25 protein-coding genes, 7 tRNA genes and 1 other RNA gene are annotated in these 20,867 nt (G+C 36.2%); 9 read left to right on the top strand and 24 right to left on the bottom strand.

The window, feature by feature from the left end; genetic code table 11:
- Positions 1-29 precede the first annotated feature (29 nt).
- From clpX to AS161_RS05255, 3 genes are read left to right on the top strand one after another with little or no spacing between them, the layout of a single operon-like run.
- A complete protein-coding gene (clpX, locus tag AS161_RS05245; RefSeq protein ID WP_011994008.1) occupies positions 30-1,262 on the top strand; it encodes an ATP-dependent Clp protease ATP-binding subunit ClpX in 1,233 nt (410 codons plus the stop codon).
- Between the two features lie 16 nt (positions 1,263-1,278).
- Entirely contained in the window at positions 1,279-2,292 is a 1,014-nt protein-coding gene (tsaD, locus tag AS161_RS05250) for a tRNA (adenosine(37)-N6)-threonylcarbamoyltransferase complex transferase subunit TsaD (protein WP_164542047.1), read from the top strand.
- Positions 2,293-2,339: 47 nt separating this feature from the next.
- Positions 2,340-3,443: a hypothetical protein gene (locus AS161_RS05255; protein ID WP_164542048.1), complete on the top strand. Its 1,104-nt coding sequence runs from the start codon at positions 2,340-2,342 to the stop codon at positions 3,441-3,443.
- Here AS161_RS05255 and AS161_RS05260 read toward each other — a convergent pair.
- The 23 genes from AS161_RS05260 to AS161_RS05370 form a co-directional block, all read right to left on the bottom strand.
- The gene (locus AS161_RS05260) at positions 3,399-3,833 is read right to left on the bottom strand and encodes a rod-binding protein (RefSeq protein ID WP_164542049.1); all 435 of its coding nucleotides are present in this window, start codon (positions 3,831-3,833) and stop codon (positions 3,399-3,401) included. The two genes, AS161_RS05255 and AS161_RS05260, sit on opposite strands and share 45 nt — an antisense overlap.
- A 37-nt stretch (positions 3,834-3,870) precedes the next feature.
- Positions 3,871-4,872: a flagellar basal body P-ring protein FlgI gene (locus AS161_RS05265; RefSeq protein ID WP_164542050.1), complete on the bottom strand. Its 1,002-nt coding sequence runs from the start codon at positions 4,870-4,872 to the stop codon at positions 3,871-3,873.
- 28 nt (positions 4,873-4,900) lie between these two features.
- Positions 4,901-5,512 carry a flagellar basal body L-ring protein FlgH gene (locus AS161_RS05270; protein WP_206518781.1) on the bottom strand — a complete coding sequence of 204 codons (612 nt, stop codon included), beginning with the start codon at positions 5,510-5,512 and terminating at the stop codon, positions 4,901-4,903.
- Positions 5,513-6,343 carry a flagellar basal body P-ring formation chaperone FlgA gene (gene flgA / locus AS161_RS05275; RefSeq protein WP_241241342.1) on the bottom strand — a complete coding sequence of 277 codons (831 nt, stop codon included), beginning with the start codon at positions 6,341-6,343 and terminating at the stop codon, positions 5,513-5,515.
- A gap of 284 nt (positions 6,344-6,627) precedes the next feature.
- Positions 6,628-7,335, bottom strand: a complete 708-nt coding sequence (gene rplA, locus AS161_RS05280; protein ID WP_011994015.1) for a 50S ribosomal protein L1 — start codon at positions 7,333-7,335, stop codon at positions 6,628-6,630.
- Between the two features lie 24 nt (positions 7,336-7,359).
- Positions 7,360-7,785, bottom strand: a complete 426-nt coding sequence (rplK, locus tag AS161_RS05285) for a 50S ribosomal protein L11 (RefSeq protein ID WP_011994016.1) — start codon at positions 7,783-7,785, stop codon at positions 7,360-7,362.
- Positions 7,786-7,885: 100 nt separating this feature from the next.
- A complete protein-coding gene (nusG, locus tag AS161_RS05290) occupies positions 7,886-8,950 on the bottom strand; it encodes a transcription termination/antitermination protein NusG (protein ID WP_164542052.1) in 1,065 nt (354 codons plus the stop codon).
- A gap of 12 nt (positions 8,951-8,962) precedes the next feature.
- Positions 8,963-9,154 carry a preprotein translocase subunit SecE gene (gene secE, locus AS161_RS05295; protein ID WP_011994018.1) on the bottom strand — a complete coding sequence of 64 codons (192 nt, stop codon included), beginning with the start codon at positions 9,152-9,154 and terminating at the stop codon, positions 8,963-8,965.
- 64 nt (positions 9,155-9,218) lie between these two features.
- A tRNA-Trp gene (locus AS161_RS05300) sits at positions 9,219-9,294 on the bottom strand.
- A gap of 51 nt (positions 9,295-9,345) precedes the next feature.
- Positions 9,346-9,495, bottom strand: coding sequence for a 50S ribosomal protein L33 (gene rpmG, locus AS161_RS05305; RefSeq protein ID WP_011994019.1), 150 nt, complete (start codon positions 9,493-9,495; stop codon positions 9,346-9,348).
- 30 nt (positions 9,496-9,525) lie between these two features.
- Positions 9,526-9,612: transfer RNA gene (locus AS161_RS05310), tRNA-Tyr, on the bottom strand.
- A 31-nt stretch (positions 9,613-9,643) separates the two neighbouring features.
- A tRNA-Thr gene (locus AS161_RS05315) sits at positions 9,644-9,719 on the bottom strand.
- Positions 9,720-9,905: 186 nt separating this feature from the next.
- Complete coding sequence (locus AS161_RS05320; RefSeq protein ID WP_164542053.1) at positions 9,906-10,331, bottom strand: OsmC family protein; 426 nt, start codon at positions 10,329-10,331, stop codon at positions 9,906-9,908.
- A gap of 28 nt (positions 10,332-10,359) precedes the next feature.
- A complete protein-coding gene (locus AS161_RS05325) occupies positions 10,360-11,007 on the bottom strand; it encodes a cytochrome c biogenesis CcdA family protein (RefSeq protein ID WP_011994021.1) in 648 nt (215 codons plus the stop codon).
- Positions 11,008-11,017: 10 nt separating this feature from the next.
- Positions 11,018-11,692 (bottom strand): thioredoxin fold domain-containing protein, encoded by a 675-nt coding sequence (locus AS161_RS05330; RefSeq protein WP_011994022.1) that lies wholly within the window; start codon positions 11,690-11,692, stop codon positions 11,018-11,020.
- A 165-nt stretch (positions 11,693-11,857) separates the two neighbouring features.
- Positions 11,858-12,100, bottom strand: a complete 243-nt coding sequence (locus AS161_RS05335; protein ID WP_011994023.1) for a glutaredoxin family protein — start codon at positions 12,098-12,100, stop codon at positions 11,858-11,860.
- Positions 12,101-12,137: 37 nt separating this feature from the next.
- Positions 12,138-13,088 carry a thioredoxin-disulfide reductase gene (gene trxB, locus AS161_RS05340; protein WP_011994024.1) on the bottom strand — a complete coding sequence of 317 codons (951 nt, stop codon included), beginning with the start codon at positions 13,086-13,088 and terminating at the stop codon, positions 12,138-12,140.
- Positions 13,089-13,244: 156 nt separating this feature from the next.
- Positions 13,245-13,895, bottom strand: a complete 651-nt coding sequence (locus AS161_RS05345; protein WP_011994025.1) for a thioredoxin family protein — start codon at positions 13,893-13,895, stop codon at positions 13,245-13,247.
- A gap of 115 nt (positions 13,896-14,010) precedes the next feature.
- Positions 14,011-14,778, bottom strand: coding sequence for an alpha/beta fold hydrolase (locus AS161_RS05350; RefSeq protein ID WP_164542054.1), 768 nt, complete (start codon positions 14,776-14,778; stop codon positions 14,011-14,013).
- 73 nt (positions 14,779-14,851) lie between these two features.
- Positions 14,852-15,655, bottom strand: coding sequence for a metal ABC transporter permease (locus AS161_RS05355; protein ID WP_011994027.1), 804 nt, complete (start codon positions 15,653-15,655; stop codon positions 14,852-14,854).
- Positions 15,656-15,684: 29 nt separating this feature from the next.
- Entirely contained in the window at positions 15,685-16,440 is a 756-nt protein-coding gene (locus tag AS161_RS05360) for a metal ABC transporter ATP-binding protein (RefSeq protein ID WP_011994028.1), read from the bottom strand.
- A gap of 10 nt (positions 16,441-16,450) precedes the next feature.
- A complete protein-coding gene (locus AS161_RS05365) occupies positions 16,451-17,347 on the bottom strand; it encodes a metal ABC transporter substrate-binding protein (protein ID WP_011994029.1) in 897 nt (298 codons plus the stop codon).
- A gap of 20 nt (positions 17,348-17,367) precedes the next feature.
- Positions 17,368-17,721, bottom strand: coding sequence for a Fur family transcriptional regulator (locus AS161_RS05370; protein ID WP_238374625.1), 354 nt, complete (start codon positions 17,719-17,721; stop codon positions 17,368-17,370).
- A gap of 214 nt (positions 17,722-17,935) precedes the next feature.
- Between AS161_RS05370 and AS161_RS05375 the strand changes: the two genes are divergently transcribed.
- The 6 genes from AS161_RS05375 (at position 17,936) to AS161_RS05400 (ending at position 19,842) form a co-directional block, all read left to right on the top strand.
- A tRNA-Lys gene (locus tag AS161_RS05375) sits at positions 17,936-18,011 on the top strand.
- A gap of 9 nt (positions 18,012-18,020) precedes the next feature.
- Positions 18,021-18,110: transfer RNA gene (locus AS161_RS05380), tRNA-Leu, on the top strand.
- Positions 18,111-18,136: 26 nt separating this feature from the next.
- Positions 18,137-18,211, top strand: a tRNA-Gly gene (locus AS161_RS05385).
- A gap of 40 nt (positions 18,212-18,251) precedes the next feature.
- Positions 18,252-18,339 (top strand) — tRNA-Leu (locus AS161_RS05390).
- A gap of 74 nt (positions 18,340-18,413) precedes the next feature.
- Positions 18,414-18,775: a transfer-messenger RNA gene (gene ssrA / locus AS161_RS05395) on the top strand.
- A 113-nt stretch (positions 18,776-18,888) separates the two neighbouring features.
- Entirely contained in the window at positions 18,889-19,842 is a 954-nt protein-coding gene (locus AS161_RS05400; RefSeq protein WP_164542055.1) for a radical SAM protein, read from the top strand.
- Between the two features lie 48 nt (positions 19,843-19,890).
- Here the strand turns inward: AS161_RS05400 and AS161_RS05405 are convergent, their stop codons facing one another.
- A complete protein-coding gene (locus tag AS161_RS05405; RefSeq protein WP_164542056.1) occupies positions 19,891-20,865 on the bottom strand; it encodes a thiamine pyrophosphate-dependent enzyme in 975 nt (324 codons plus the stop codon).
- Positions 20,866-20,867: the final 2 nt, after the last annotated feature.

Raw genomic sequence — 20,867 nt, forward strand, 5'->3', positions numbered from 1 at the left:
TTGGGCAAGGTTGAATAAGGAGGTATTTCATGGCACAAAAGTTTTGTTCATTCTGTGGAAGAGCATCAGACAAAGTTGAAAAACTTATAGCAGGGCCTGGAAATGTGTATATATGTAGTGAATGTGTTGAGCTATTTCACGACATATTACAAAGTGACAAAAAAATAAAACCGATGGGTTTTGGACCAAAAGACCGAAGAGAACTGCCAACACCATCAAAGATAAAGCAAGAATTGGACAAATACGTTATAGGCCAAGAGAGAGTAAAGAAAATACTATCGGTAGCTGTGTACAACCATTACAAAAGAGTATTCTTCGGTAAGGACACCAATGACGTTGAAATCGAAAAATCAAATATAATACTCATCGGTCCTACCGGAAGCGGTAAAACGCTTATGGCAAGAATTCTGGCTAAAATCCTTGATGTTCCATTCGCGATAGCAGATGCAACACCATTAACGGAAGCTGGCTATGTCGGTGAAGATGTTGAAAACGTAGTACTTAGATTACTCGAAGTAACAAATTTCGACGTTGAAAGGGCACAGTATGGAATCATTTACATCGATGAAATAGATAAAATAGCCAGAAAATCACCAAATCCATCTATTACAAGGGATGTAAGTGGTGAAGGCGTGCAAAAAGGATTACTAAAAATCGTTGAGGGAACTATCGCAAACGTTCCACCACAAGGTGGTAGAAAACACCCATACCAAGAATTCATAAAAGTTGACACAACAAACATATTATTTATTGTTGGTGGAGCTTTTGATGGTCTTGATGAGATAATCAAAAGAAGAATTGAAGGAAGCACAATAGGATTCAACGCGCCTGTCAAAAGCAAAGAACAAATGAGATTAGGTGAAATTTTACAGCACGTTACCCCAGATGACCTTGTCCAATACGGATTGATGCCAGAATTTGTTGGAAGATTCCCGGTTATAGGCACGTTAGATGATTTGAGTGTAGATGATTTGGTAAGAATCCTAAAAGAACCAAAGAACGCCGTACTCAAACAATACAAAAAACTCTTTGAAATCGATGGAGTAACATTAGAAATTGAAGAGCAAGCACTATATGCTATCGCGAAAGAAGCTTTACGCAGAGGAACGGGAGCAAGGGCGCTCAAGAGTGTGTTCGAAGAAGTAATGATAGACATTATGTTCGATATACCAGATTTAAAAGCTGTTGAAAAGGTTATAATAACAGAAGAATGCGTAACGAAGAAAGAAAAGCCAAAGATTTACATGAAAGAAACAGCGTAAAAGTAAGAGGTGTCACATGATAGTTTTAGGAATAGAAACAAGCTGTGACGAAACATCGGTAGCACTCGTTGAAGATAATACCGTTATCGCTAATTTGGTTTATTCACAGATACAAATCCATAAGAAATTTGGCGGTGTTGTACCAGAAATAGCTGCGAGGGAGCATTTGAAAAAGCTCCCTATTCTTTTTTCTGAACTCATTAATCAAACAAACATAAACATTGAGAAAATAGATGGAATAGCAGTTACAAAAGGTCCAGGATTGATAGGAGCTTTGTTAGTTGGTGTTTCCTTTGCAAAAGGTCTTGCATTGAGATATAAAAAGCCTTTAGTAGGTATTAACCATATAATCGGACATGTCTATGCAAATTACATTGCATATCCAGAGTTAAAACCACCGTATATTGTTCTTATGGTTTCTGGTGGTCACACGCTTATATTAAAAGTTGAAGAAAATAACAGCGTAACAATACTTGGACGTAGTGTAGATGACGCTGTTGGGGAAGCATTTGATAAAATCGCGCGCTTGCTTGGTCTTGGTTATCCAGGTGGTCCGGAAATAGATAAAATTTCTAAGAACGGCAATCCTAACGCTTTCAATTTCCCAAAACCAAAGATGTACGATCCAGACTATAACTTCAGCTTTTCTGGGCTTAAAACAGCTGTGTTGTATGAAATAAAACGATTAATTAAGAATGGATACAACGAAAATAACCTTCCAATAGCTGACTTAGCTGCAAGTGCTCAAGAAGTTATGATAGACGTACTTCTACATAAAGTTACAAAAGCGGCAAGAGATAATAATCTAAAAAATATTGTTTTAGCAGGAGGCGTAGCCGCTAACAGTAGACTAAGAGAGAAAATTAGAGCTTTATCTGAAGAATTCAACTTTTACATCCCACCTCTGGAATACTGTTCGGATAATGCCGCAATGATTGCACGAGCCGGATTGGAAAGAATAAAATCAGGAGAGAATGATGGATTAAATTTCGAACCTGTACCAAACTTTTTTGAAATGATGAGCACATAATCACATAATTACATGGAGGTTATTAAAAATAGTTACGAGGTGTACCCATGGGAAGTTTTACAATAGAAATCGATGCGGAAAAATTAAAAGATATATTGAAAAAAGCTGATAGAGTATGTGGTACACTTGAGCCATCAAATAGAAAATTAACGTTCTTCCCACAAGAAGGAAAATTGTACCTAATGGCCTCAGATAGTTGCTTTAGAGGTTATTTTGAACTCTCACCATATCTTTTTTCTAAACCATTCCAACCTTTCCAGATATCACTTGATGTTGTAAAACAATTCTCTTCGGAATTGTTAGGAAGAGTTAATCTACTTTTCCAAGATGGTATTGTAACCTTCAAATGTCAGAATGAGATTCTACGTTTGCGTGTTAATTATATAGAAAATATGGCTATCCAAAAAGTCCCGGAAAAAATGGTACTAGTTTCTAAGAAAAAATTTCTTAGTGATTTTGATCTAGCCTCATGTTTTATCGAAGAGGGTAGCAACGTTGATATATTCATTAGTCCAAATAACATAGAGTTAATATCACACCACTCTGGTATGTTATCGTACATAAAACTGGGAACACAAAACATTGAAGAATCGGAAGAAAAAGGAACATTTGAATTTAAGCCGGGAAGCTTTTCTACGAGTATTCCTTATGTTTCAGCAAGGCATATTATAAAAACATTTGATTTAGAGGAAATCGAAGAAATAAAGATACATTTTGATGAACTTGACCAGAAAATGTACATTTTAGGAAATGATATTTTCACCGTATGTGGTGATAAACCAACAGAAACTCCAGAAAAAATAAGAAATCTTTGCAACAGATTTCAAATGCAAGCTAAAATAAACGCAGCTCAACTTCAAAAACTATTAAGAAGGTCACTTATATCTGGTCGCTTCTCCGATACCCAACTTTACACTCGAAACGGAGAGCTTGTTGTAGTATCACAACACGGAGGAATAGCTTACAAAGGAGGAATAAACACAGAAATCAATGTGAATTTTTCTATAAAAATAAAGGCACACCTCTTAAGGAGTGCCCTTAACCGTATGGGAAGTCAAAATGTGTTAATTGGTATTGTTGATGATTTTGTCCTATTTTCTTCTCCTTCACTCACCAGATTCCTGATTTTGAGAAATGAGAGAGTTGAGTAACTTTAGAGCTTCCGTCCTGTAAGTCGTATTCTTCGCGGAATTTATGCTTTCCGTGTTTTCTTTCCCTCCTAAGCTCCTGTAAATCATATCAGATAAATCCTTTAAATCCGTTTTTGCTGTCTTTAATGCGTATTGTTGCAAAAGCATTTCTCTAAACCAACGTTCACCGAAACTCTCCTGTATTAATCCACTCTTAGGCACGGTGTCATACATCTTTTTAAAAATTTCGTATATATACCATGCGGCAAATTCTTCAGAAACTTTTCTGAGCTGTTTTTGGTAATTTTCTATGTCTTTCGAATTGTTTACATTATCAGCATTCAATAGCTTCTTATTATTTTGAGGTGAACTTAAAGTTGTTTTGGAAAGGTTCAATGGTTTAAGTTCCACATTATCACCTACTTTTACTCAGCGAAAGTTTTACAAATTACATAATTTTAAGCTGAGCAAAAATAACTCCAGCTTTGTACAATTCCTGCACAATAGCAATTATATCCTGTGGAGTAGCACCTAAAGATTTCAGTGCCGTTATTAAATTTCCAATAGTTGCCTTTTTATCTCCAATTTGTCCGTTGGTAATTGTTATAACGAAATTTCCATATGAAAGCACAAAATCTGCTATCCCAATGTCACCGCCAAAGACTACGGTTCCCGTACGTTCGTTAATAACTACCTGAGCCGCGACGTCCATCGGAACCTCTATTTCTTCAAGCAAAGCGAGAAAGGAAATAACGTCATCTGAAAATACATTTGGAATATTTACCTTAACACTTGCACTATCCAAAGCTTTCGCAATGTTAGTACCAAATTTCGTGTTTATAGCGAGTGCCGTTCTTGCCGCGGTTGTGAAATCTGGTTTATTTAGAAGAATAGTTACAGAATTACCATCAACTATGCTGAATGGTATTTCCCTTTCAACAAGTGCACCTTCTGGAATATATCCAACAACGGGAAATCTCTTTTGTAAATTAACACTACCTTTAGCATCTTCTCCTCCAACGGAAACAGGACCTTGTGCGACTGCGTATACATTTCCATCTGCGCCATACAACGGTGTTTGGAGTAATATACCATTTCTAAGACTTTTTGCGTCGTTGATACTCGCAACTTCAACGTCAAGTCTCATACCAGGCTTATAAAATGGTGGGATGTCTGCAACAACCATAACAAGAGCAACATTTCTTGTTTTTAGATCGTTGGGATTAACTGTAACACCAAAGTTCTTGAGCATATTAGAAAGTAAAGTCGAATTCAACGTCCCACTATCACCTGTTCCATTCAAACCAACCACTATACCAACACCAAATAATTGGTTATCTCTCGCACCTCTGAACTTTGCAAAATCTTTAATGCGAACATTGACGGCAAATATTGAAGAGTAAATTATTAATGTGATAAATAAAAACATGCTCAATGTATTCCTACGCATTTTTCTTCCTCCTGCATGTCATTCAAAATTATTTAAACAAACCAACAATTGCCGATAGTAATAAGCCAAGCCATGTACTCTGTTGTGGATCATCCTGAAAAACAACCTTACCATTTTCCCAAATTTGTGCATTTATCAAATCAGTGGAATTAACTATATTTCCCGGTTTAATAGCTTGAGGATGTACCCAACCCGTTATTATTATCTCTCTTAAATCGTTCCCTACCTTTATTTGCTTTTTACCTTCAACAAACATCTTTCCAGCTGAATCAACTTCTTTAACAACAGCGGTTAATTCAACAACAGCATTAGCTTGACTTTTGTTATCCCTCTTATCAGTTGGCGAGCTATTTGTTGGCAAATACTTACTCAAATCAAGACCTACAAGTTTCGTGCCAGTGTTTATTGCATTTATAAAAGCACCTGTAATGGAATTGACTTGTGAAGATGTAGATATACGGGGTGATTCATACACAACAATCGTAATCGCATCGCCAACCTTAGAAGCTTTGTATGTTCCCATTAAGTTTTGGAATTGAGGATTTGTGGAACTTGTATATAAAGAAGTTGAAAACGAAAAAACACTGATAAATATTGAAATGGTTGTAATTGCTTTTACCAATCTAATTAACTTAAACACTTACTTCACCTCCAAAACAATTATTGTTCCATCTTCTTGAATAGTTCCTTTTATAATAACTCCATTCTCAAGATTTTTGACACTGATGACTTTCCCAACATTTCCATTCTCTAAAGCTTGAACAAGCGTTGAAACCATCACTCCACCAACAATGCTAATAGCTTTTACAACTTGACCTTTTACAATCAGTGGAACATCGCTAATATACTTTCCATCTATAACTTCGCCTTTTTGAAAAACTTTACCAGCCATCACGGGTAAATCTTCTTCGAAAACAGGCATTTTATTTAAACTATATATATTGTATTCAACGAATTCAACTTCATTCAAACCTATTATCTCTTCCTTCTCTATTCTTCTCTTACTAACCGCTATTTTCCTAATCCAAATTGCCTCATATTGAAGTGAAATATATCCAGCTACCCTTCCTGATTTTTTAAGAGTAATCCTAACAAATGGATTAGCTCTGTTAGTTATTTGAACTGAAATTGAGTAATTATCGTGTTCAACAAGAGAACCACTTCGCCACTTTAAATTAAAACTAGTACCATTCGGGTAATATTTACTCAATTCATTAATTACGATATTTTCAATTTCACTCTCAACTAAAATTTTTTCTGATAATTCCAAAGAACTATTTGTAACTTTATCAGACACAATAACAATGGGCACGTCATCAATTACTCCATCAACGTTACCGACACGTTTTTTAATTAAATTGACTAAATAGCGCTTATTTAAAGTCAATTTTGAATTATAAGGCATGTAAGCAACTACTATTTTTTCAAGTACCTCACTTGACATATCTGTTTCTTCAACAAGTTCATTCATAGTGACTACCCCTGGAATAACAGATACTTCCGCTTTAAATGAAACGTAATAACCAAAACTTTTAGTTGTAATAAATAAAGTCAAAGCAAAAAACAAAAAATATACCTTTTTTAATTTTATCCAAATCACAATCACATCACCACTTTAAATTTCAGAATTTATTCATCTGCATTATTATATCATCTAAAAACTATGATTTCCTAAAAATTATCAAAAGAATTTCAAAAAGAAAAAGCGGAAGGTGTACACCCTCCGCTTTTGAGTTTATTAATCGCTTTTTGAAATTATCTCTTTCCTTCTGCTAAAACGTTAAGATCAAGTTTTATTCCAGGTCCCATTGTTGTTGCAACAACTGCCTTCTTTATAAAGTGCCCTTTAACACCTGCTGGTCTGAGAGAAAGTATCTGTTCATATGCTGATTTAATATTTTCCTTAAGTTTATCTGGCTCAAAAGAGGCTTTTCCTACTGGGAAGTGGAGGTTACCTGTCTTATCCGTTCTAACCTCAACCTTACCCTTCTTAAATTCGGAAACAGCTGCTGCTATATCTTCTGTAACGGTTCCAGTCTTTGGGTTTGGCATAAGTCCTCTTGGACCTAAAACCTTACCAAGCTTACCAATTACTTTCATCATATCTGGTGTTGCGATCGCAACATCGAAATCAACAAACCCTTCGTTCGCAATTTTATCTGCAAGTTCTTCTGCTCCAACGTAATCTGCACCTGCTTGTTTTGCTTCCTCTGCCTTTTCACCTTTTGCGAAAACAAGGACTCTTACACTCTTACCAGTCCCGTGAGGAAGGGATATTGTACTTCTTATATTTTGTTCACTCTTTCTGTAATCAATATTTGTCTTGATGTGGAATTCAACTGTTTCATCAAATTTCGCTGTCGCTGTTTTCTTTAAGAGTTCAACTGCTTCATCTAAAGTGTATGCCTTTTCGCTATCAACAAGCTTTCTTATTTCGTTGTATCTTTTGGAGTGTTTAGGCATATTCTAAGCCTCCTCCCTTCCGCTTCAATCTACAACTTCCAGACCCATGCTGCGTGCGGTTCCTTCGATAATCTTCATCGCAGCTTCCAGGTCATTGGCGTTGAGATCTTGCATTTTTAGTTCAGCGATTTCTTTAATCTGTTGTCTTGTGACTTTTCCTGCAACTTTTCTCTTTGGCTCACTTGAGCCAGAGTTAATCTTTGCTGCTCTCTTGAGCAAGAAGCTTGCAGGAGGAGTTTTTGTAATAAATGTGAACGACCTATCGTCGTAAACTGTTACAATGACAGGAATAAGAAGTCCTGCTTTGTCGGCTGTAACAGCGTTGAACTTCTTACAGAATTCCATCAAATTAACTCCTCTTTGACCAAGAGCTGGTCCTACTGGAGGAGCTGGTGTTGCTTTTCCGGCTTCAAGCACAAGTCTTACCTGTGCAACAACTTTTTTAGCCATAACAACTTACCTCCTTCTGTGGTTTAAAATCTTTCGGGCTATGCCCTCCCACTTTTTGAAAAAACCTAAAAAATTATCAAAATTTACAACACATTATGTATTATATTTTTTCTACTTCGTTCAAATGCACTGTAACAGGAGTTTCTCTACCGAATATGGTAACATTTACCTTAAGTTCTTGCTTTTCTTCATCAACTTCTTTCACTATACCGCTAAATCCTTCGAATGGACCTGTGATAATCTTTACAGCGTCTCCCGGTTGAATTTCAAGCTCAACCTTCGCAACTTGAGGTTTTGCTTGAACTGTTTCTTCGAGTCCTGCCATCCTCAGTATGTAATGCACTTCCTCTGGCTTTAATGGAAGAGGTCTTCCACCTGCCGATACAAACCCCATAACAAATGGCGTACCTCTAACAAATTCCCATGTGTGATCATTCATTATCATTTCAACGAATAAATAACCCGGATATAACTTTTTCTTCTTTGTTTTTTGAATTACAATTTCCCTTCTTGTTGCGAAATCAACAACACTAACTCTTCCTGTACTCTTTGAAAATATCTTTTTACCCTCAGCCAAAATTTGTCCAGCTTTTAATTGAACACCTTTTTTTACAACAGCCGAATTATATACATCAGCAGGTATAATATAAACATCTTCATCACCAAAAGAGGTTCTGACAACGACTTTCTTTGCCTTCTCATTTACAATGACTCTTCCATCCATATCACAAATAAATTCATCGCTTGCGGCAAGAAACGTTCCTTGGAAAACGTTAGAACCAACTCTTAATCCGGTAACTGGTTTAGCCGATTCTGGAATTATATATGTCCTCGAAAATTTTTTATCCATCGTTTCAACAATTATTCTTCTTGCGTTTATAACTTCAGAAATAATTCCATCACGTCTAACCTTGATGGAAGGTTCTTCAGCTAACAAATCTCCTTTTTCAACATCGGCTCCGTTGTTCACGTGAAGCTTAGCCTCATGTGTAACAACGTGTCTTTCAAGTGATTTACTTGAAGTATCTATAACAGTCTCTTCTAAAACAATAACACGCGATACAAGATTACGATAACCTTGGGCCTCTATCTTTGCCTCAAGGTTCTCTTTAACTTTGTTTTCATACCCGGTAATGGTATGAATTATATACCATTCTTTTTTCATTTTTTAATCACCTCAGAATTTTTGAAGCAACGCACCCAACGTTCCGGAGAACAACAAGTCAACAAGGAAAAGATAAACAGCTGATACAGCAAGAATAAACAAAACAACTCCTGTAGACGCCAAGAGTTCTTCTCTGTTTGGCCATGTTGTTTTCTTTGCTTCTGACTTTACTTCAGCGAAGAATTTCTTGAGTTTTTCAAGCATCTAATTCACCCCTCAGCAACAACTCTTTCATCAAATCATTTATAAAACAATAAAAAATAAAAACTGGCAGGGGCGGCAGGACTTGAACCCGCAACACCCGATTTTGGAGACCGGTGCTCTGCCAGTTGAGCTACGCCCCTGCGGGTATCGAAAAATTCAGACTCCAAAAGTTGACTAATTATCTTAAAATATTAGACTTTTGTTTCTGTGTGGAATGTATGCTTATTGCACTTTGGGCAGTACTTTTTTAATCTAAGCTTATCTTTTTTGCTTTTCTCTTTTGTTGTGTAGTAGTTTCTGTTTCCACATTCTTCACACTTGAGCCCTACTTGAACTCTCATCTTCGTTCAGCCTCCTAATTATAAAAATATTGGTGGTGAGGGAAGGATTTGAACCTTCGAAGGCATTCTGCCAGCGGATTTACAGTCCGCCCCCTTTGGCCACTCGGGCACCTCACCACGCAAACATAAAAAACTTGAGTCGGGATTTTGGAGCCAACGGAGGGACTTGAACCCTCAACCTGCTGATTACAAGTCAGCCGCTCTGCCGGTTGAGCTACGTTGGCTCGCTTTAAATCACGTTTGCGTTACTTATTATAACTGAGACCTTCAATTTTGTCAACATTTCAGTTATGTTGATTATTGTTAAATTTTTTTCACAGACCTTTTTACCCGTTCAAATGTTTTCAAATGCCGTTGAATATAATACCATAGTTTGTAGATTTTTCAAGAGTTTTTTTAAAGATTATAAATCATTCATATACAATCTCGTGGGAAAATTCTGGTACAGCTTTCCTTAGCATAGCGGAGACTCCACAGTACTTTTCTTGAGATAAATTGACAGCTTTTTCAACTTGTTCCCTTGGTGGTTCACCATTGAATTTGAATATGTACTTCAAATGTATCTTAGTATAAACTTTTGGATGTTCTTGTGATTGTTCGTACTCAACTTCCATCCTAAAGCTTTCCATATTTTCTATAACTCTCATCTTCCTAAGCAAAGACACAACATCCATTCCTGTGCATCCCATCAGAGAATAGAGAAGCAATTCTTTCGGCCTCGGTCCAGCATCCCTTCCACCAAAAGAAGGCTCCGCATCAATAATAAGGTCATGACCTGAAAGCGTCTTCGAATAAAAGAGCATGCCTGAATAAAAATCCATTCTTGCTGTAGCCATATAAAACACCTCCACAGTTTTATCTTTTTTAAACTTTCATTTTGCCAAGTATGACGAGTAATCCCATCAATATTATAAATCCTCCACCTATGAATTTCATCCACTTTTCCCAAGATGGTGTCCCAAAACCTCTTGTCAAAATTCGCGCTACCAAAGTACCTATTGTGAGAAAAGGTACAGAAATCCCAAGTGAATACACAAACAATAAAATCATACCCTTCAACAAACTTTTCTGAGCCGCAATTAGTAAAATTGACGCAAGAACAGGGCTGCTACAGGGTATCCAAACAAAGCCAATCGCAAGTCCTAATATCAAACCACCTAATAATCCAGATCCCTTGAACTTCCATATATTTAAAGATTTGCCTTTAAAAAGCTGTATCTCCAACATATAAAGTATACCAAATATTATAATCGCTATACCTATAATTTTTTCGATTATTCCACCAAATTTTACCAAAAAACTCCCAAGAAAAGAAGAAAATGCGCCAAGTAAGGTAAACATAAACGAAAAACCTACAAAAAATCCTATAAGCCTTTGAAACTTTTTGTCACCACCTAAAACGATGCCTATGAAACCAGGAATTAATGGAAGAACGCATGGACTAAAAAACGAAAGTAACCCGGAGACTATCGCAACAAATACAGAGATATCTGGAGTAGAAAGAAGATTCATTTTCGGCACCTCACTTTACAAGAAGCACCCTTATAGCTCCTAATTCAACAAGTTTCTTAGCAACGTCTTCATCTTTTGTAACGTAAACTTTGTATACGTCGATATCTTTTGGTAAATCACTAACTAATTGCGCGTTTTTATCATATTTTAAAATATATTCACTATTAGCTTTGTCAACATTTACTATCTTTGGATAACCTTTCAGATCATCAGATTTCTTTGAGTAGCTGTCGAAAGGTTCTTTGTAATTTTTTTCAACAACTCTGATAATGTATTTAAGTGCTTTTAGAAAATCTTCAGCTGGCATGTAGCCCGGGACTTGAGTTATTGATTCTTTATTCCTTATAAACACAAACGTTGGAGTACCTCTAACTCCGAAAGCAGAAAATAAATCATTGTTTGTGTAACTCTTTCCCAAAAAAGTTGTCTTATAGCTTGATGGTTCAATTTTGACAAAAACATAATTTCCCCTTAAAAATTCTTGAACCGATTTGTTTGTAATAACATCTTTGTCAAACAGCTTACAATAGTAACAACTTGGGGAAGAGAACATTATTAACAAAATTTTATCTTCAATTTGTGAAATTCTGTGCGCTATTCCCAAGTCACTATATGTGTAATCATAGCCAAATAAAGAACTAACAAATAAAAGTGATAATAATAAATAAAAAATAATTTTTCTCATAGTTTTCTCACCTTGATAACCTTGAATTTTTTCATAAATAATCTTGATAAAAACCTCAAAATTGGGCAACTGATTTTCATAATCTCACCTCTTGTAAAATTAATTAATCATCAATAAATATAGGGTAGATGGTATTTTCCCATCTACCATATTATCTTTTGATTTTTAGCTAATTCCAAGGATTCTATCAATTTTTGCTTTGTCAAAGCCAACAATTATCTGGTTCCCAATTTCAATGACAGGGACACCCATCTGACCTGATTTTCTAACCATTTCTTCCGCGCCTTTTCGATCTTTTGATACGTCAACTTCTGTAAAAGATATGCCCAGCTGTTTAAAATATTCTTTTGCCCTTTTGCACCATGGACAAGTTGGTGTTGTGTATATCTTTATTTTATATGTTGGCATATGTGTTTCCTCCTTTCTACACTTCTATATTAAATAATTAGAAATATTTCTTTGCAGCATGTTCAACTGCGATTGCGCCATCTGCTGCTGCTGTAACAATTTGTCTGAGTCCTTTAATTCTAATATCTCCAACAGCGTAAACTCCTGGAACATTTGTTTCCATATTTTCATCTGTAATTATGTAACCGTAATCATTCATATTTACAAAGCCTTTGAATATCTCAGTTTTTGGAACTAAACCAACGTATATAAATACACCATCTGCTTTTAAAACTTTTTCTTCTTTCGTTTCATTGTTCACAATAATAACTTCTTCCACTTTATTCGTACCTCTAATTTCCTTAACAATATGATTTGTTATAACCTTTATCTTTGGATTGTTAAGAACTCTCTCCTGCAATACCTTAGCTGCCGTTAAGTATGGTAAGTTCTGAACCATTGTAATGCTATTTACTATCTTTGAAAGGAAATGAGACTCATCGCAAGCACTGTCTCCTCCACCAACGACAACAACATCTTTGTCTTTAAATAGATATCCATCACAAGCCGCGCAGTATGTAACCCCTCTGCCTCTAAACTCTGCTTCACCTGGCACTCCAAGCTTTCTTGGCTCCGTTCCTGTAGCTATAATAAGCACTCTACCCTTTACCTTATTGCCATCATCTAACTCAACAACCTTGTAATCACCATCTACGTAAACTTTTTGTGCGAACGCGTAGTGAATCTCTGCACCAAAATGTTTTGCATGGTCGGCAAACTTTTGCCCTAAAGCTTGACCTTCTATACTTATCTCACCTGGCCAATTCTCTACAACATGGGTTTGTGTAACTGCTCCACCTTCGATAGCTTTTTCAATAACGAGAGCCGTTAAGCCTGCTCTTCTTGCGTAAATTGCTGCGGTCAAACCTGCTGGTCCTGCACCAATTATAATCACATCGTAATATTCTTTAAGTTCACTTCCAGCTGAGCCAATATCAAATAAACCCATACAAATACCTCCTTTCGTTATTTTTTCTATAATTTTTGATAAAATTTCCTAAAAATTCAGGGCACATAAAGTGCCCTGAAATGTTTGGGGGATGGCTGGCCAATTAGCAACAGCTATCGGCTCATTAATTTAAATTGAGAAAATTACTAAGCCAAATTATTCAGCCAAATCAAGAACTTGTTGTAAAAATTGTGGTTCTGGATAAGCACCTATAAAGAACCTATCAGGATTTCTGTTGATAGCAATATGCGGAACTGAAGAAACTCCAAATTGTTCACTAAGGTCGAAGAATTCATTCGCTTCAACAACTTCTGCCGTTACCTTGTCACTTGCAAGGGCCATATTATGTGCTGTTAAAGCCGCTCTTGGACAATATGGACACGTTGGTGTAACGAAAACACTGATTTTAACTGGTTTATCCAAGTTCTTCAACTTTTCAATAGTTTCAGGCGAAAGTTGTGGCTTTGCGCCTTTACCGAATGTGATAATGTCTTGAATAAGGGTGCTAAATTCATGACCTGAAGGGATACCGTAAAACCTTACACCTCTATCTACTCCATCTGAAAGCGTAAGTATAAGGGCAGGTGCGTATTCAACATTGTATTCTTTACCCTTTTCGCTGTCTTTATGATATTTTTCGACAACAATCTTATCTGAAAGCTCTTTTACTTCATCAAGAAGTTGGCTTTCTAAATCACAGTATTCACAATCTTCTCCGTGGAAGAATAAAAGCTTCACTTCATTTTCTAACTCTTTTGCAAATAAATCAACCAAGTACTTCCTATCTTTTTCTGATAATAAACCCATGTAAAACACCTCCAAATTCATGTTCGTTTTTATTATACACCACTTTTCCAGAATTAGGGTTACCTTAATGTTAAAATTAGACAAAATTTGTCTATTTTTATTTTACCATTTTCTCCTATGCCTCAATACCCAAGAACCAATTTTTAACAGCTTCCGTAACCGCTTCTTTCTCAATATCGTTGCTTAACACATGACCGGAACGTTCAAACACCAAGAGTTTTCTTCTCTCTGATCGAATGTTATTATAAATAAATTCTGCAGCACTTAAGGGAACAGTATTATCGTTTCTTGCCGCAACTACCAAGGTATCAGAAATAATTTGTGTAACACTTTTTCTTGAGATTTTCATCAACTTATAAAGCTCTGCGGCTTGTTTGGGCCAGTTGTAAGACCAGTATTCTTTTCTGAGATATTCCAAATCTGGATCCTCGTACTTTTCGTTATTTTCACGTGGCATTTTTTCTTTAAACAAGGCTAGCAAAGGTGTAAGTTTTATTCGATTATCAAATACATGCGTAGCGGCAGCTAATGTGACTAATTTTTTTGGTTTTAATTGAGCTGCCATGATGAGGCTAATTACTCCTCCCATAGATAGACCACAAATATATACTTCTTTACACATCCCTTGCAAATCATAATACGCATCAAAAGCTCTTCTTAGCCAATCGTCTGCGTCTGTCTTTAAGAAATCTTCTCCACATGTCCCATGACCAGGCAGTCTTGGCACGGAAACTGTAAAACCGGCTTTATTTAACTCGTTTGCCATATAAGAAAAATCGTGTGGTGAACCTGTATAACCATGGACTAACAATACCCCTATATCCCCACCTTTCAAGAATATAGGTTCTGAAATTTTTACTGTTTTGTAATTTCCAAAGTCCAAAGTAGCCACCCCCAAAATTTAATAAAATATAATATTATTCATTTAATTATACCACTTTATTCTCTTTTTTCCATTATCTTGAAAGAATCATAGAAACCAAAAGAAAAGAAAACGATGTTAAAACTATTGATGGACCTGGTGGAATGTCAAAATAATAAGCTAAAACAAAACCTATGATAGATGTAGAAAAATTAAATATCGACGCTCTAAAAATCGCATTTTTTATGGATTTTGCGCGAAGTTTTGAGAATACTCCAGGTAAGACCAAAAAAGCCCCCATTACTATTACACCAGCTAATTTTAACGATGCAACAACAACAAGTGATATACTAAGCAAAACAACAAATTTAATAATCTTAGTATTTATTCCATAAAACTGTGCCATCGCTTCGTCACTTATCCAATAAGATATTTCGTATAATTTCGATAGTATAACAATTACGGTAATAATTCCTATAACAGAAAGAAAGTAAATATCACCTTTTGAGATGAGTAAAAGATTACCAAAAAGATAAGACATAACATCTGTAGTATATTTATTTGTTTTAGAAAAAAGTATAATACCTACAGACATAAATACTGGCAAAAGCATACCTATTATAGTACTCTCCGCCAATTGAGACGTTTGGTTAATCTGATATATCAAAAATGCAAAGAGCAACGTTGCAAACATGGCACCTACGAAGATGTTAAAATTCAAAATGAAAGCCAAAGCCACACCCGCGAAAATCGCATGCGCCAAACCATCGCCAACAAATTCCATCTTCTTGTAAACTATTATTGGTGAGACAAATCCGGTTAGTACAGATATAAGAACTGTTGATAAAAGCGAATATCTTAAAAATTCGTAAGTTAAAATATCTTTAATTAATTCCATTTTTTATACACCTCTGGTTTTATTCTTTTTTACCCTTGATGTTCATTGTGTTCATGATAGTTATAATTTTTATCATGCCCACCATGTTCTTTTTCAAAGTGATTATCAGATCTTATCCACAAGTCAAATTCGCCAAAGATTTTCTTAACTTCAGTTATATCAATTTCGGTTGTGGGACCGTGACAATGTAAAGTTTTATTCAAGCACATAACATTTGTGCACTTTTCGAATATCATACCTATATCATGGCTCACCATTAATATCGTTATATTTTGTTCGGAAATAAGTTCACTTAGTAATTCGTAAAATCGTGCCTTCCCCATCTCGTCTACACCAGACTCTGGTTCATCTAAGATAAGAATATCTGGTTTCGCAACAAGCGCTCTTGCGAGCGCAGCACGCTGGTATTCTCCGCCTGAAAGTACACCAACCAATTTCTTACCGTAACCTTTTAAACCAACTCTTTCAAGAACTTTATCAACTTCTGATTTCCAATTTTCAGATTTTCTGATTGGTACCCTAACAAAATCATAAACAGAAATTGGAAATTCCCTATTAAATGAAGCTAACTGTGGTACGTAACCTACTTTGCCATTTATAACCACGCGTCCTTTGTAGGGTATAAGACCAATTAAAGCTTTAATAAGTGTCGATTTACCAGCCCCATTTGGACCTATTATGCCTACAAAATCTCCTTTTTTAACCTTAAAAGACACATTTTTCAAAATTTCAATATCTCCAAACTTTACCTCAAGTTTCTCAACTTCGATAGAATAATTTTTCATAAATATCACCTTATTTACCGCTCTTTTTACTAATAGCTGACTGCAAGACACGATATACTTCGTTAAACAATTCACTTATTTTCTGCGCTTTTATTTTAAAACCAAGCGGATCTAAAATCATGTATTCAGTTTTCAGTTCATTCGCGACAGTTTTTATAGAAGACTCATTAAATTGAGGCCCGACAAAAATCCCAAGTAATTTTTTTGACTTAGCTTTTTTTATTATCTCTTTTATATGAGAAGTGGAAGGTTCTTTACCATGTCCTTCCTCAACCGAAAGAACTTCTATACCATATTTATTAAATAAATACATAAAAGACGGATGCTCTAGAATAACAACAGAACCTTTTTGATTAGCTAAGAGTTTATCTAAATTCTTTGAAACAATCTTTAGAGAGGTTATAACTTTTTTAGCGTTATTTTCATAGTAAATTTTGTTTTTTGAATCAAGCTTGCTTATCTCTTGAACGATTTTGGGAATAATATAGTCAATAAGAAAATCTGGAGCCAACCAAACATGTGGGTTATATCCAACTTCATGACTATTACCAATATCAGATCCATCCCCTTCCGAACCTTCTAATAATTTATCCTTAGGTATAAATTCGCCTAAATAAACAACATTTTTGTAATTCTTCAAATAAGAGTTATCAAGACATAAACCATTTGCAATTATTAAAGAAGCATTTGAAAGCACTTTTACGTCACTTATAGAAGGACTAAAAGTATGCGGGTCACTCCCTGGTTTGATAAGTAACTGAATATTCAATCTATTTCCTGCAATTTCTTTTGCTATGAGATAATATGGGTTTATGGAAGTAACAACGGTAGGGACTTTATCCAAAGCAAATATTAAACCAGCTGTTAATATAAAAAGAAGAAATAAATATTTTATATCTTTTCTCATATCTAAGACCTCCTTTTAAATTATTTTTGGCATTCTTTGCACAAGCCAGTAAAAAATACGAAGTGTTCTGAGATTTTGAATCCAAACTCTTTCTCAATATGTTCTTCGTACTCTTTCATATAGCATTCATCGAGAGGAAAGAATTTTCCACACTTTGTACATTGGAAAAAATGCTTATGTTCAGAATTTAAATAATAGTATTTAAAATCGTTTAAAACAAAGTATCTTACAACATTACTTGCGACCAAATAATCCAATGCTCTATAAACCGTTGTTAGGCTTACTCCTTCCAAATTCCTTGACATCTCATAAGCCGTCATTGGCACATTTGATTTACTGAGCAATTCATATACCAATTGCCGATTCTTAGTCATTTTCAATCTTTTCACCCCCATTAAATTTACTATGTTTATGATTGCTGACACAATTATGTGTTGTTGAAAATGAAAATCATTTTCATTTTAATATACCATAATGAAATAATTAAGTCAAGAAAATCAGAAAAATTTTTTTGAACCTCTTGACACTTTTTACAGTGTATGGTATTATTCTTATCGGCACGTGTGAAAACGCGTTGTTCATAAAGGTGACCTGGTAGCTCAGCAGGTAGAGCACCTGACTTTTAATCAGGGGGTCGCGGGTTCGAATCCCGCCCGGGTCACCAGAAATAGGTGCGAGAGTGGCGGAATTGGCAGACGCGCTGGACTTAGAATCCAGTGGGACTGATAATCCCGTGAGGGTTCAAATCCCTCCTCTCGCACCAAAGGAAAGATAAAGCAACCAAACAGAGCGGGTGTAGCTCAGCGGTAGAGCACTTGCTTGCCAAGCAAGGGGTCGCGGGTTCGAAACCCGTCACCCGCTCCAAAAAAGGGAAAAACTAAACTACCAAACTTTGCATTAGCTTGCCGAGGTGGCGGAATTGGCAGACGCACATGGTTGAGGGCCATGCGGTCATTGGGACCGTGCGGGTTCAAGTCCCGCCCTCGGCACCAGCTCAAATAATAAATCAAAAAATAGCGATGGTTTTCCCATCGCTATTATTTTCTAAGGCTTGGGATAAAATTTTGGGGGCGAACGGTTTCGACGGGGGTAGGCCTTCGCAGGAAGCGAGCCGAGGTTGCCCACCGTCCTCGTAAAAAAACGGTGGGGAAAAGATAAGTGCCAACGAATACGTTCCTCTTGCTGCTTAATTAGAATTGGCAGCCGTCCACTATGAGAGTTGGCTGGTCTCTCATAGTCGGGCGTGACCCTACCAGCCAGGTGTTCAGAACGCGCCTCGGGTTCTGAAACACCTTAACCACTGAGGCTAGCCAAACTAAAGCCTGTCTGTGGGCGTTAGTTTGGCGAAATTCAAAACACAGACTGCGCTCGGAGATGCTTGCGGTGGCTTACTTTCGGACGCGGGTTCGATTCCCGCCGCCTCCACCAAAAGTTTACCAAAATTCAATTATTTGCATTAAAACCCCCTAATCGGGGTTTTTATTTTATTTATTATTTTTACTCCCTTCTGACACTCAAAAAATTTTTCAGGAGGTATGGTGATGAACACCACTCTTAGACCCAAACCGCATAATATTGAATTCGAGATAACAACCGCTTGTAATTATGGATGCTTACATTGTTATTGCAATGCTGGTAAAAAATCCGTTGTTGAGCTTACAACCGAAGAAATAAAAAACGTTATAGATCAACTAATTGAGGCTGAGGCAGAATTGCTAGACATCGTTGGTGGTGAGCCATTGTTAAGGGAAGATATCTTCGAGATACTTTATTATGGCCGTTCCAGAGGTTTGAAAATGCTAATGAACACAAATGCATCACTTGCATCAAGAGAATTAGTCAAAAAGTTAAAGGAAGTTGTTCCCGACTTGCTTGTAGGTGTTTCCCTCGATGGCCCAACTCCAGAAGTTCATGAATTTGTACGTGGTAAGGGAACTTTTGAAAAAACAATGAATGGCATAAATAATTTTCTCAATGCGGGCTTTGATGTGACTTTGCTGTTTGTTGTTAATAGAGAAAATTACAAGTACATAGATGATATGATAAACTTGGCTGAAAAATTAGGTACCAACCTTTACGTTGACCGATTTGTACCTGTTGGAAGAGGTAAAATATTTAAGGATAGATTACTTCCAACACGTGAAATGGTTGAATATGTTGCAGAAAAATTAAAAGCTTACAAAGGCAATGTAGAATTGTATATCGAAGAAAATATTTTAGGAGAAGAGTGTACCGCGGGCAGAACCCATGCATCGATATTAGTTGATGGTAATGTTGTTCCATGTGGACATTTTAGGTACAATCCGGAATTTTACATGGGAAATGTCAGAAATGAACGTTTCAAAGTAATTTGGGAAAAATACACTAATCAGATATTGTTACCAAATGTGTGTGCAAAATGCAGTTTAAGAAATGTATCTTGTAAATCTGGATGTCTTGCCTATGCTTATCTAAACGAAAGCAAAGTTGATGATATTCACTGTAAATTATTATAAAAAACTGAGCCGCTTCTAAAAAAAGCGGCTCAGTTTTTTTATGTTTTATTATCTTATTGGCTTATCTTTTGTTGCTTCTTCCAAAGCAAGTAATCTTTCGTATCTTCTGTTAACGTATTCTTGGATTTCATCAATAACTTCTTGTGCATCAGGTCTTGAGAGAAGTGGTTTAAACCTTCCTTGTGATTTTATGTAATCTGCAACTGGCCTTGGGTTTGTAACTTTCTTTGTTACTCTATAAACGCCTCTTTCAACTTCGTAAAGTGGCCAGTAGAGTGTTTCTACTGCCAATTTACTTGTCTCTACGGCTTTATCGTCATTAACTCTCCAGAATCTCACACAAGCTGAATGTGCTGCAATGAAAGATGGACCATCAAATTCAAGGGCTTTTTCTATCTTTTTCATGAAGTCCATTGGTTCTGATAAAGCGACCGTTGCAACGTAAACATTTTCATGAGCTGCCATTATTTCAACAATATTTTTCTTAAGCTGAGCTTTTCCAGGTAATTTCTTTCCAACTGGCGCTGTTGTTGTATCAGAACCTGGAGGTGTTGAACCTGACCTCTGGTTACCTGTATTCATGTAACCTTCGTTATCGTATACTATATAAATGAACTTGTGTCCTCTTTCGACTGCGCCAGACAATGATTGCAATCCTATATCATATGTTCCACCATCACCGGCAAATGCAAAGAACGCAAGTTTTTTATCTGCAGGTATTTCTCCTCTTTTCTTAGCTGCTCTAAATGCTGTTTCAACACCACTTATTGTTGCTGCAACATTTTCAAATGCGTTGTGAATGTATGGAATGTTCCATGCAGTGTATGGATAAATTGTTGTTGAAACTTCAAGACAACCTGTTGCAAGGCCAACCACTGGTTCGTAACCTTTTGCAATAGCTGTCATGAGTGCGAATTTTACTACGTTTGGTGCTGCACAACCCGGACACATTCTGTGACCTTGTGTTATTCCAGGGTTTTTATCGTGAAAAAGTTTAGCAAGTTCTATAGCGTTTAATGGCATCA

Source organism: Fervidobacterium sp. 2310opik-2 (genome assembly GCF_011057735.1).
Taxonomy (GTDB): Bacteria; Thermotogota; Thermotogae; order Thermotogales; family Fervidobacteriaceae; genus Fervidobacterium; species Fervidobacterium nodosum.